General features: G+C 50.9%; 12 protein-coding genes and 1 riboswitch. Of the genes, 6 read left to right on the top strand and 6 right to left on the bottom strand.

All coding sequences use genetic code 11. The annotated features are described in order from the left end of the window. Positions 1-8 precede the first annotated feature (8 nt). From iolG to F459_RS0114815, 6 genes are all read left to right on the top strand, one after another. A complete protein-coding gene (iolG, locus tag F459_RS0114840) occupies positions 9-1,031 on the top strand; it encodes an inositol 2-dehydrogenase (protein ID WP_020613506.1) in 1,023 nt (340 codons plus the stop codon). Between the two features lie 215 nt (positions 1,032-1,246). Beyond that, the gene (locus F459_RS0114835; RefSeq protein WP_020613505.1) at positions 1,247-2,200 is read left to right on the top strand and encodes a sugar phosphate isomerase/epimerase family protein; all 954 of its coding nucleotides are present in this window, start codon (positions 1,247-1,249) and stop codon (positions 2,198-2,200) included. Between the two features lie 285 nt (positions 2,201-2,485). After that, positions 2,486-3,670 (top strand): Fic family protein, encoded by a 1,185-nt coding sequence (locus F459_RS22425; protein WP_020613504.1) that lies wholly within the window; start codon positions 2,486-2,488, stop codon positions 3,668-3,670. Further along, on the top strand, positions 3,671-4,561 hold the full coding sequence (locus tag F459_RS0114825) for an AraC family transcriptional regulator (RefSeq protein WP_020613503.1): 891 nt from the start codon (positions 3,671-3,673) through the stop codon (positions 4,559-4,561). Between the two features lie 43 nt (positions 4,562-4,604). After that, positions 4,605-5,945 (top strand): MATE family efflux transporter, encoded by a 1,341-nt coding sequence (locus tag F459_RS0114820; RefSeq protein ID WP_020613502.1) that lies wholly within the window; start codon positions 4,605-4,607, stop codon positions 5,943-5,945. Between the two features lie 24 nt (positions 5,946-5,969). Beyond that, on the top strand, positions 5,970-6,899 hold the full coding sequence (locus tag F459_RS0114815; RefSeq protein ID WP_020613501.1) for an EFR1 family ferrodoxin: 930 nt from the start codon (positions 5,970-5,972) through the stop codon (positions 6,897-6,899). On the opposite strand, the gene F459_RS0114810 is transcribed toward F459_RS0114815, so the two are convergent. From F459_RS0114810 to F459_RS0114780, 6 genes are all read right to left on the bottom strand, one after another. After that, positions 6,885-7,619 (bottom strand): HAD family hydrolase, encoded by a 735-nt coding sequence (locus F459_RS0114810; RefSeq protein ID WP_020613500.1) that lies wholly within the window; start codon positions 7,617-7,619, stop codon positions 6,885-6,887. The two genes, F459_RS0114815 and F459_RS0114810, sit on opposite strands and share 15 nt — an antisense overlap. After that, positions 7,616-8,278, bottom strand: a complete 663-nt coding sequence (thiE, locus tag F459_RS0114805; protein ID WP_245540185.1) for a thiamine phosphate synthase — start codon at positions 8,276-8,278, stop codon at positions 7,616-7,618. The genes F459_RS0114810 and thiE overlap by 4 nt, the downstream gene beginning before the upstream one ends. A gap of 4 nt (positions 8,279-8,282) precedes the next feature. Then, positions 8,283-9,089: a hydroxyethylthiazole kinase gene (thiM, locus tag F459_RS0114800; RefSeq protein ID WP_020613498.1), complete on the bottom strand. Its 807-nt coding sequence runs from the start codon at positions 9,087-9,089 to the stop codon at positions 8,283-8,285. Then, complete coding sequence (locus F459_RS0114795; RefSeq protein WP_020613497.1) at positions 9,071-10,297, bottom strand: cytosine permease; 1,227 nt, start codon at positions 10,295-10,297, stop codon at positions 9,071-9,073. Before F459_RS0114795 ends, thiM begins: the two co-directional genes overlap by 19 nt. Next, a complete protein-coding gene (thiD, locus tag F459_RS0114790) occupies positions 10,294-11,142 on the bottom strand; it encodes a bifunctional hydroxymethylpyrimidine kinase/phosphomethylpyrimidine kinase (RefSeq protein WP_020613496.1) in 849 nt (282 codons plus the stop codon). Before thiD ends, F459_RS0114795 begins: the two co-directional genes overlap by 4 nt. Positions 11,143-11,197: 55 nt before the next feature. Beyond that, a riboswitch (TPP riboswitch) is annotated at positions 11,198-11,310 on the bottom strand. Between the two features lie 50 nt (positions 11,311-11,360). Then, entirely contained in the window at positions 11,361-12,197 is an 837-nt protein-coding gene (locus F459_RS0114780) for a sugar phosphate isomerase/epimerase family protein (protein ID WP_020613494.1), read from the bottom strand.

Below are 12,197 nucleotides of genomic sequence, written 5' to 3'. Positions count from 1 at the left end.
GGCGTTATATGGCAAAAACAGTGCGAATAGGACTGATCGGCTTGGGCCGTATAGGAAGATTACACGGTAATAATCTCGTTGCATCGGTAAGAGGTGCTGAAGTGACAGCAGCTGCAGACATTGTGATGAATGACGAGATCCGCGATTGGGTGTCCTGCCTAGGAATAAAGAAAATTTATGATGACCCTGTAAAGCTTATACAGGACTCTGATGTTGATGCTGTTTTTATCTGTTCTTCGACAGCTTCTCATGCCGAACTGATTCTTGAGGCCTCAAAGGCCGGTAAGCATATTTTCTGCGAAAAGCCGATTCATACCGATGCTGGTGTAATAAAACATGCTTTGTCGTCGGTTGAGGCCTCTGGGGTAAAACTACAAGTAGGGTTTGTCCGCCGATTTGATCATAATCATAAAAAAGTTCATGATACCGTAGCATCTGGTGCGATGGGCCATCCTCATATTGTAAAGGTTACTTCCAGAGATCCCGAACCGCAACCAATAGAGTATGTAGCAACATCTGGTGGCATTTTCATGGATATGACGATTCATGATTTTGATATGGCTCGCTATTTATCGGGGAGCGAAGTCTCTGAGGTTGCAGCTTACGGTACTATTATGATCGATCCAGGTCTTAAAAAGTATGACGATGTAGATACGGCTATCATAATGCTTAAGTTTGAAAATGGGGCAATAGGTGTTATAGAAAATAGTAGAGCGGCTAGATATGGTTATGATCAACGCGTCGAAGTTCATTGTGATAAAGGCTGTGTTCAGGATTTTAATGATCGGATAAATACATCCATGATAAGTACTGCCGATGGAGTGTTCTGCGAAAAACCTACATGGTTTTTTCTGGAGCGTTATAATGATGCTTTTATTGCAGAGGCTCAAAGCTTTGTTGATGCAATTATTAACGACAGGGATCCGGAAGTCTCCGGCCTCGATGGTTTAATGCCTGTGTATATTGCCATTGCAGCAAAAAAATCCCTTCGGGAAAATCGTCCTGTTAAAATAAGCGAAGTAGTGGTATAAACTAATCGTATATAAGAATTGCTGGCTGAACCCGGTATTGGTTTAGCCAGCAACTTAATTTGCTATAACAGATAAAATTTGCAGCCTCTAAAAAGCCATACATGATATCAAAAGCTCCTCGTCTGATTTCCGTGGGAGCTTTTCATGTTCCTGTCACACACACTATTGCCGGTGGTGTAACCCTGATATAAGATAATATTACGGGGGAGAAATAGATGAAGATAGGATTTAATACGGACGGGCTTGGTTTTCAGCCCTTTGAGCAGATGCTGAAGACCATTACCTCCCTTGGGGTGAAAAAGCTTGAACTTCCCATGGGCAATTGGTCCTCTGCTCCTCATGCTGATCTCGATGCCCTTGTCTCGAGCAAGGATAAACGTGATGAGTACCTGGGAAAGGTACATGCGGCAGGTGCGCATATCATTGCCCTGAATTGTTCGGGAAATCAGCTTGCACCGGGAGAGGTGGGTGAGCAGCATGAAGATGTGGTGCGGAAGACCTATAAGCTTGCAGAGGCGTGGGGCATAAAAAAGATCATCATGATGTCGGGTCTGCCCGGAGGGCCCGGCGACAGTAATCCGAACTGGATTACCACTTCCTGGCCTCCGATTACCACGGAGATTCTGAACTGGCAGTGGAACGAGGTTGCCATTCCCTATTGGCGGGAGAATGTCAAACGTGCCGCCGATCATGGCATTGAATGTATTGCTCTTGAAAACCATGGCTGCCAGCTTGTCTATAACGTGGAAAGCTTTTTCAGACTGCACGATACTGTCGGCGATATGGTCGGCATGAATCTTGATCCCAGCCATCTTTTCTGGATGGGTGGGGATCCGATCGAAGCCGCAAGGGTATTAGGTACATCGATTTATCATGTGCATGCAAAGGATGTTCGGCTCGAACGCCGGATGGTGACCGCTCATGGGGTTTTGGATACCAAACCCATCGATAAGTTTTCCGATCGCAGCTGGAACTATGTAGCCCTTGGCTACGGTCATGATTCCTTATGGTGGAAAGAGTTTCTCGTGGTGGTACGGATGTCCGGCTACGACGGAGTCGTCTGCATCGAGCAGGAAGATCTCACCATGTCTCCAATGGCGGGAGTGGTAAAGGCCGTCGATTTCCTAAAATCCGTGATGCCGGAATGTGAAGAGGATCTGTTCGAGTAGGGCAGAAATCGAAAGTGAAGGATGCACCCCTTTCTGCAAAAGAAAGGGGTTTTCTTTATCCAGACCCTATGTTGTGTGATACGACAATATGATAGTGTTAATCTATAGTGGTTTATGACAATATTATTGAAAAATAAATATACATATAAAACTTATATTATTATAATATATTAATTTATATGGTGATTTATCTTGACAAAAACATGTGATATCTGCGACATTTTTACTTTGACATGTGTAAAATAATAGATAATCATTATGACAATACACAAGGAGTTTTTCGCCATGCTCCAATATCATAATAATTATGAACATCTCTGCTTTCAGGAGAGATGGACTATCACTAAGGACATTGCCCTTTTATTAGGTGAAAGTATCGGTGTAATACATTCGATAACAAACACCCCTATCTTACCTGAATATCGAAGGAAACTATTGGCCGTTGCTTTGATTACGGGGGCACAGGCTACTACTGCCATAGAAGGAAACACCCTTACATACGAAGAAATTGAGAACATCCAATCAGGGGGGGAAGTCCCGCCATCCAAAGAATATCAGAAACAAGAAGTAAGTAACGTTATTACAGCTCTGAATACAGTTTTACGGCAATTGGTGTTTGATAAGCACATTGAATACATCACGCCAAATCTTTTAAAGCGTTTCCATGAAATGATAGGTAGAAATATAGGAATGGCTTTTGATGCCACTCCCGGCTCCTTCAGAAAGCGGAATGTAATTGTAGGCAACAATCGGCCACCATCTTCGGAGAGCGTTCCAAAGCTTATTGATAAGCTTTGTGTGTGGATAAAAAAGGAATTTCAATTTGGTGAAAGCCAGAAAATCGAAGATGCAATCATTCAGGCCATAGTTACGCACCTGTATATTGCTTGGATACACCCTTTTTCTGATGGAAATGGAAGGACGGCCAGGCTTGTAGAATTTTTTATTCTCATGCGGGCTGGGCTTCCTGATATTGCATCGCACATACTATCAAATCATTATAATGAAACGAGAACCATGTATTATCGTCAGATAGAACATGCTATGCAGACTCAGAATCTAACAGATTTTCTCTTTTACGCGCTTCAGGGATTCCGTGATGGCTTGGTTGCTGTTTTGGGACAAATACAGGAGTCACAGCTGGTAGTTTCATGGAAAAGTCATATATTTGATGTGTTTAAGAATCTGAAAAAGAATAAACAGGACTTATCATCGATGAATAAGAGGCGGAGAGAATTGATTTTATCCTTACCCATGGATACATACTTTGATCCTTCTACATCGACCTTCCCGAACAAAGAAATAGAAAACCTGTATAGAAAAGTGTCTGATAGGACATTTTTACGTGATATCGAATTTCTTAGAAAGTTAAAATTGCTATCTTTTGAAAAAGGAAAGGGATATCGGCCCTACTTTGAAACATTGAAGAGCCATATGGCGCTTAGCATAGAACATGATGAACAAAATTAAATGTTTGATCCTTCTATAATTCACCAGGCTGTTGATTTCATCTATACCCATCTTGATGAACAGCTCTCTGTAGGGAGGGTTGCGGATGCCTGCTGCTTTTCACCGTATTACTTCAATCGCATGTTCAGGCAGGTAACGGGTGAAAGCCTTTATACCTGCATCAAAAGATTACGACTCGAACGGGGGGCATTCCGCTTACTGAAAGAACCATCGGCAACGGTAACGGATATTGCCCTGGAAGCGGGATTCAGTCCCTCGAATTTTGCCACGGCCTTCCGCGATCATTTCGGCACCTCTCCTATGCGTTATCGGAATGAGCGGCCCTTCAGGGCTTCCGTTCCCTATGCCGAGCAGCTCCATGAAATACGTAAAAGACAGGAATCCCCTGACGATGCCCTGCTTTCCTTCCTGGACTCCCGGATTTCTCTTCGTGTGCTGCCGTCCACCCGCATTGTCACCAGAAAATTCATCGGCCCTTATTCCCGCCTTGGAGAGGTCTGGTGTCGCTTTTGCGAGAGCATGGGATCCTATCTTCGCCGGCTTTCCTCTCCATCGTTTATCGGGATTTCCTTCGACGATCCCCTCATCACCGATTCCCGTTCCTGTGTCTATAACCCCGCTTTTGAACTGCCTGATGCCTATGGGCCGGGTACCCTCGCGATGCCCGGAGGTCTGCATGCCTGTTACCGCTATCGCGGGGGACATGAGCGGCTTTTGATTGCTTTCAACGATCTTGTCGGAGTCTGGATGCCCTATCACGGATATACGGTAGGGCAAGGCTTTATTTTTGAGCGTTACTATTCGGCAGGCACCGACGAGGCGGGGCTCTTTGATGTTGATCTTTGTGTTCCCGTACGGCCTGCGCACAAATTCAGAAGTAATAAAATGTAAGAGCTCCTATCCTCTTTTTCAGGAAACGAAAAAGGAGGATTCCATGGATCAGTTACTCTTGTCTCAAAAGCAGCCGGTGAGACAGTTTCTTGCCTATGCCTTGCCTGCTGTACTGGGAATGTTTCTCTCATCCTTTATCATCGTGGTCGACGGACTATTCATTGGACGGTTCGTAGGAAGCCGGGGACTTGCCACCACTAATCTCGTCGTTCCCTTTCTCTATCTGCTTTTGGGGATTTCGATCATGATCTATGTGGGGGGAATGGTTCCTGCAACTCATAATCTCGGAAGAGGTGATTTCGAGGAGGCCAGCCGGATTTTCTCGATAACCTTTACCTTGGGAACGATATCGATATTTCTCGTTATGTTGTTGGCCGGATTCTTTTTTGACGAGCTCCTTACCTTCCTCAATCTTGAAGGTGAGCTGCGCCCATTCGGCCGTGATTATCTGGGAGTCCTGCTTTACTTTTACATCTTTATGACCATCAATATCGGATTTTCCATCTTTTTGCGGACGGAGGGGAAACCGGTTCTCTCCCTCTTTTTTTCTCTGGCAGGTAACTGTCTCAATCTGCTGCTCGACTACCTGTTTATTGTGGTATACGGCTGGGGAATGCGGGGGGCCGCCCTTGCCACCGGGATTGCACTTCTTCTTCCCTTCCTGTGCGGGCTCTTTTACTTCCTTTCCGGACGATCACTGTTTCGTCTTGTGGTCCCTCGTTGCCGGATGCGGGAAATCGTTATGTTGCTGTACAACGGTTCTTCGGAAATGATCGGGCAGTTTTCCGTCTCCATAACCACCTTCATTTTCAATGCGGTGCTCCTTCGGCGCATAGGTGTCGACGGCGTTGCCGCGTATACGGTGGCCGGCTATATCATTATGCTTCAGGGGATGGTCCTAACCGGGATCATTCAGGGCCTTGCCCCTCTGGTTGGGCGTGCCTATGGTGCGAAAGATATCCTCTCCGTTAAACGCTTTTTCCGAATTGCCGTGTATGCCGCCTTCATTGTGGGCATCCTTTCGTTTGCTGCCTGCGCCGCCGCTTCCTCTCTTTTGCCGCGTCTGTACAATGTCGATAACCCGCGCTTTCTTACGGTCGCAAGCACCGGTTTGCTGATTGTCTCATTTTCCTTCTTGCTCAACGGCTTCAATATCGTCACCACTGCATTTTTTACCGCCCTGGGAAAGGCTGGACATTCGGCCCTTATCGCTATTCTTCGAGGCGTGGTGATCATTAATATTTTCGTTCTCATCCTCCCTCGATTTTTAGGTGACCTTGGTATATGGCTCTCGATTCCTGCTAATGAGCTTCTTGTCGCCGCTGCCGCTTTCTTTCTCCTGCGCCTTGACAACCGCGAGCTGGTGGTGAAAAGTAACGGATGATAACATCGCCGGAGAGTGTTCATTATGGATCACCGGATAGTGCGCATTGTCTTTTTCAGTGGTACCGGCTGCACGACCCATGTAGCCGAAACCTTTAAAGCTGCCTGTAACCAGCGGGGGGCTTTCGTCCAAATGCACGAACTGCGTCATGACGCGGCCGAACCGAAAGGATCGTTCGATTATCTGCTTCTTTGCTATCCCGTACATGCGGCTAATGCACCCCGGCCGGTGATGGAGTGGATCCGGGGACAGGAGATAACGAAGTCTGTTCCCGCTGCCGTTATCTCGGTTTCCGGCGGTGGAGATATAACCCCAAATCTTGCCTGCCGTGTTGCTGTGAAACGCCGGCTTTCCCGAAAGGGATTCCTGGTCCGCTACGAGCGGATGCTTGTTATGCCTTCCAATTGGATTGTAGCTACGAAGCCGGCTCTTGCGGCTCGCTTGCTGGAGGTCCTCCCAGAACGGGCCGGAAGCGTGGTAGATGAGTTTCTTTCAGGCGGAAAACGGAGGATGATACCGGGCCCTGGAAATCGCCTGCTTTCACTACTTGGTAAGCTGGAGACGCCGGGTGCTAGGCTCTTCGGAAAGAGGATCCGGGCCGATGAGCATTGCATCGGCTGTGGCCTCTGTGCAAGGGAGTGTCCGGTGGCAAATATCGACATACGGAGTGGACGCCCTGTTTTCGGCTTCGAATGCGTCATGTGTCTGCGTTGCCTCTACCTGTGTCCGCAGAAGGCCCTGCGCCCGGGCCTCGGCTCTTTTGTTCTGATCAAAGAGGGGTTCCGTCTTGATGAAATAAAAAAATTGCCTCCTCTACAACATAAGATAGACATAGAGCGGGAGGCCGACGGCCTCCTCTGGTTAGGGCTCAAGCGCTACCTGCTTTCCTTGGACGGCAAGGCATCAGGTTCGGGTTCGGGTTCGGCAGGAGGAGCTGCTTCAGCCCAGAAGTGAGAGTATCTCATCCGGATGACCCGCAACGATGCAGCGGTCTGAAAAATCCTCCCTGGCCCCGGCCCCGCCGAGCAGGGCGCAAAACTGTGCCCCCGCTGCCGTTGCCATCTCCTCGTCGGTAGGGGCATCTCCGATGACGAGGATCTGCGAGGGGGGAATGGCAATCTCTTTGGAGAACCGCTCAACGCACCACGGATCCGGTTTCGCTCTGGGAACCTCATCGCCGAAGGCGAAGAACGTGAAGAAGGTCACGATTCCATGGGCCGAAAGCTCTTTGAGGCAGGACTTCCTGCTGTCAGAGCTTGCAAGCCCCTGGATAATACGCCTTTTCGCGGCCTCGGTCAGAAGGGCGTGGATGCCCCGGCGCAAAGGGGCCGGGGTTTTGTCCGATGCAAGAATATCTCCTATAAAGCCTCCCACAAGGGAAGCGAAGGCCTCGGGGGAGGGGAGTTGTCCGAAGGCGCTAAGCGCCCCTGCCATGGCTGCGGCGATGGAAGCCTCGGTTCCCCTGGCAATCTCTCCCCTTGGGTCGATTCCCTCTTCCCTCACACCAATAGCGGCAAGGCCTGCCGCCACGGCTGCGGCATGATCTGCTTCGGGGATGTCCAGTTTCCTGCAAAGCATCTGGAGCAGCCGACGGTCGCGGGCTACCCATTGTTCAAGGCTGTCCACCAGGGTTCCGTCCTTGTCCCAGAGCAGTGCTTTGACCGGTTCCTTCATGCGCGATCTCCTTTCGCTTTCCGTACCGTTTCCAGGATGTGTCGCGTTGCCGCGGCAGGATCCGGGGCCTTCCAGATCGCCGAAATCACCGCCACACCGACACAGCCCCACCCGATAGGGATCGAGGCGTTTTCGGCATTTATTCCGCCGATGGCCATCATCGGAAGGCTGCTTTCTTTCACCATCGATGATAACAGCTTTGCCTCCACATTGGAATAATCCTTCTTTGTCGTTGTGGGAAAGGCCCCGACTCCGAGATAGTCGGCCTCCTGTTCCTGGGCCAGCCGCATCTCCCCGAGGTCTGCGACCGAAACACCGAAGATCCCTCCTTCCGGCCAGATTCGCTTTGCAACCGGCAAAGGAAGGTCGTTCTGGCCGATGTGAAGTCCGTCGGCACCGATTGCCATGGCGATATCGATTCGGTCGTCCACGACCAGCGGAACACCGAATCTGCGACACAGTGTCACCAGCTTCATACCACGATCGTATATCTCTCTGTCGCAATAGCGTCCGCTTTTTTCCCGGTACTGGACCATGGTCGCACCGTTTTTCAGGGCCGTCTCCACCGTGGAAAGGAACTGGTCTTCGGGGCGGAATCCCGCATCGGTTACGATGCAAAGGCTCATGGCTGCATTGATGGATTTATACATGGACTTCATGGGCTTACACATGGCTGATCCGCTCCGGGTGGAAAAAGGTGCTGTCGTCCATACGGCTTGCTGCATCGATGAGCCGCATACGGAAGCTGCCGCTGCCTTCTTCTGCGGTCAATGCCCGGGCTGCCGTCTCTCCGGCCAGGTCCATGGCAAGGATGGCACCTGCCGCCGCCTCGAGCTTCGAGGGAAAGACCGAGGCAAAGCATCCGAGGGCCGATGCGCTCATGCAGCCCGTGCCGGTTATCCTTCCCATCATGGCGGAGCCGCCGCAAATCCGAATCGTATTGCTGCCGTCGGATATGAGGTCTTCGCGTCCTGTTGCAATTACTATTATGCCGAAGGCAGAGGCCAGGCTATATACGCTTTCCAGCACCCCCTCTTCGAGGGTTGAATCGACCCCTTTCTGCCTCACCTCCTGTCCTGCAAGGAAGGCGATCTCCGCGGCGTTTCCCTTGACGATGTCCGGGCGCAGACCTTCAAGGATCTGCCTCGCAGCTTTGCGGCGCGGGGCCGTGGCTCCTGCCCCGACCGGGTCGAAAATGATGGGAATGCCGAGTTCCCTTGCCCTGCCGCCTGCGGCCAGCATGGCTTCAATACTATCGGGATTAAGGGTCCCCATATTCAGGACCAGGGCCCCTGCATGTTCCACCATATCGAGGGCGTCTTCTTCCCAGTCTGTCATAACCGGAGCACCGCCGAAGGCGAGGGTGATATTGGCGCAGTCGTTGATGGTCACCATGTTGGTGATGTGGTGAATCAGGGGAGATGCACTGCGTATGTTGTGAAAAGCCGTGTTTAAGCCTTTGAATTCCATACATAAGCTCCTTTCATGAAGAGAAAATAGACGACCATCGAGATAAGCATTGCCGGCAGGGAGACACCCAGAGGGGTTCCCTTGGGCAAGAGGATATAGTAGGCTCCGACCCCTGCCGCCCAGGCTGCAAAGCCGAGAATAATCAGGAGTATGGATAACGGGGCTTTTGCAAAGAAGAGGCGGCGGCAGAAAATCACCCCGAAGAAGGGGGCAAAGAGGGAGCCCAAAAGATAGAGAAAGCTTTCGTACCAGCCGCCGGGAAGCAGCATGGCAAGCATGAGACCTGCGAAACCAACAAGTAAGGGGGCCACGTGCCTTCCTATTGCGGGAAAGGCAAGGCGGAGGGAGACTCCCGCAGAATGGACGTCGAGAAAACCGGTGGTAACCGTGGATAGGAGGACGACGAAGGCGGCGCCCGCTCCCATTCCCACGGCAAGCATGCTCTCAACCGCCCCTGCGCCGGGTAGTTTGGTGACGGAAAGCAGCCCCAGCAGATACATCCCGCAACTTCCCAGAAAGTAGCCGACGGCTGCGGCCGATACCCCTTTGCGGCCATGTTTTGCGCTGCGGGTGTAGTCCCCAATCAGGGGAAGCCAGGAAAGGGGCATGAGGACCGCCAGTTCCAGCATGTTCCCAAAGGCTATGGAATCTGGTTCCCGGGCTTTGGAAATGGCCGAAATTTCCCCTGCGGGAAGGGTAATCAACTTGATCGCCCACAATAGTGAAAGGACCAGGAGAAGGGCCACCGCAATCATATTGATGCCCCGTATACCCTTTCGTCCAGCTGCGGTCCAGATAAGCAGGAGCGCTCCTATCAGCAGCCGGGAGGCCGGAGGCGATATCGTCATTCCGGCTGCGCTGCTCGCGGCAACAAGTCCCTCGGCTCCGGCGATGATCATCACCGCTGTCCAACCAATAAGCTGAAGGGCGTTTACCAGGGCAAAGCTTGTTACTCCCGGCCTCCCCAGGGTGCTGTCCGCAATGGCGATGGCATCCTTATGCTCTTTCCAGGAGATCCAGCCGACGGCGAAAAATGCTATTCCTCCCAAAAGATGGCCGCCTATGATTGCCGCAAGCGCCCCTCCTGTTCCCATGCCGCGGTAGAGGGCCCCGGTGAGAATCTCGGCCAGGGAGATTGCCGCACCGAACCAGAGGAGGGCAAGCTGGGGAGAGCCGATTGTTGTATGGTCTCTGGTACTTGTATTCATGGCTGTAGCTCCTCTCCGCCGTAGAGGGCGTAAAAGTGATGGATGGGGCCGCAGCCACCGCCGATGGCTATACCGTGGGCTATGCCTTCGGTCACATATGCCTTTGCCCTTTCTACTGCCGCTTCGAGGCTGAATCCCCGGGCGAGAAAGGCCGCAAGGGCGCTGGAGAGGGAACATCCCGTACCGTGTGTGTGGTGTGCATCAAGGCGCCCGGCCTCGAAACGGCGAAAGCCCTTACCATCTGCCAAGAGATCGACAGAACGGTCGGGATCGTCCGCGTGCCCTCCCTTGATCAGAACGGCCCTTGCACCCCGCTTCAAAATCTCAAGGGCGAGCCTTTCGCGTTCCTGTTCCGACAGGTTTTCGTTTTGTTCGGCTCCTTCCGCCTGTGTCTGCGTCTGTCCTGCGTATGCAAGTTTCAGGGCTTCGGGGATATTGGGAGTGATGAGGTCCGCAAGGGGGAGCAGCTCCTCAGTCAGAAGCCTTTCGGCCTCTTCTGTCAGAAGGCGGTGTCCCGATTTTGCCACCATAACCGGGTCGAGAACCGTAATCGGCGGTTTCCATCTGCGCAGCGCCGCGGCAACCGCTTCGATGATAGGGCCTTCGGCAAGCATACCGATTTTTACCCCGTCGACACGGATGTCTGAAAAGACCGCATCGATCTGGGCGGTGACAATGTCGGGGTCCATGGCCCTGACTGCCCTGACTCCCCGGGTGTTTTGGGCTGTTATGGCGGTGATGACCGTCATGCCGTAGACGCCGTTGGCGCTGAAGGCCTTCAAGTCGGCCTGAATGCCCGCGCCCCCCGAGCAGTCGCTTCCTGCAATGGAGAGAAGATGTTTCATGGGATCTCCTTATCTACGAGATCCGGCTGGCTAGGGATTAATGAATGGATGATGGATGAATCAACCTCACGCTTTCCTCCGCCGGCATTATCCGGATCAGGTTCATGGGTCGGAAACTTCGAGGGTTTCCATCTCAGCCGGCCAATTCCGGCACCCCAAGGTGTTGTATACATACAATGATAGATGTGGCTGAAAGAAAAGTCAACGCAATCGTCGGTTCACCTTGAAAAAAGGTATTGGTGATTTCTGCACCACTCCAGACTTTTCGCATAGGCTGCTTCCGGGTCCAGATGATAAGAATCATGGAGGATTTCCATGGTCAGATAGCCGTCATAGCCGTATGCGTTTAAATCAGCAATATAAGAATCCATAGGAAGTATCCCATCTCCTATCGCAAGATGTCCTCCCGGATTTCCATCGACGAAGTGGACATGCTGAATCGATTTCCCCATGAGTTCGAAATAGTCGCGCACCCCCTCATGCAGCCGGGCCGCCATATCGACATCAATCATTCCGACAACATTTTTCATTCCGACCTCTTTCAGCATACGATCGACATCTCGTGCTTTCAGGCATAGGTTGGTTGTTGTTTTCGTTAGATGTTCAAACACAATGGTTACACCCAGCTGTTCTGCTTTTCGGCCTAATATGGATAGTGCTTCAACACAGCGATCCCATGCATCCTCTTTGCTTTCATCTCGATATCCCTGTCCCGTAGTGACTAAGGTCTTTGGTGATTCTATTTGAGATGCTATTTCGATGGATCGTATAAGATACGCTATACTGCGTTTTCTGATAACAGGGTCACTTGATGCAATATTTATCGGATACATACATTGTTCCGGGGTATAACAAATGACACTTAGGTTATAGGTTTTGATTTTTTTTGATAACGATTTTATCATAGCATCTGAAAAGTCGTCTTGAAATAGATGTGGTCCTGCCCCCCAAAGTTCTATCTCTTTTTGTTCCAGTCGTTTCATTGATTCAAGAAAATACTCGAAGCTATACAGCTGATAGGAGTAATTGCCGCAGATGACTTTTGATATATTCAT

Origin of the sequence: Sediminispirochaeta bajacaliforniensis DSM 16054 (assembly GCF_000378205.1) — a bacterium.
GTDB lineage: Bacteria > Spirochaetota > Spirochaetia > DSM-16054 > Sediminispirochaetaceae > Sediminispirochaeta > Sediminispirochaeta bajacaliforniensis.
The sequence above is the reverse complement of the archived record's forward strand: the minus strand, read 5'-3'. Positions and strand labels throughout refer to the sequence as shown.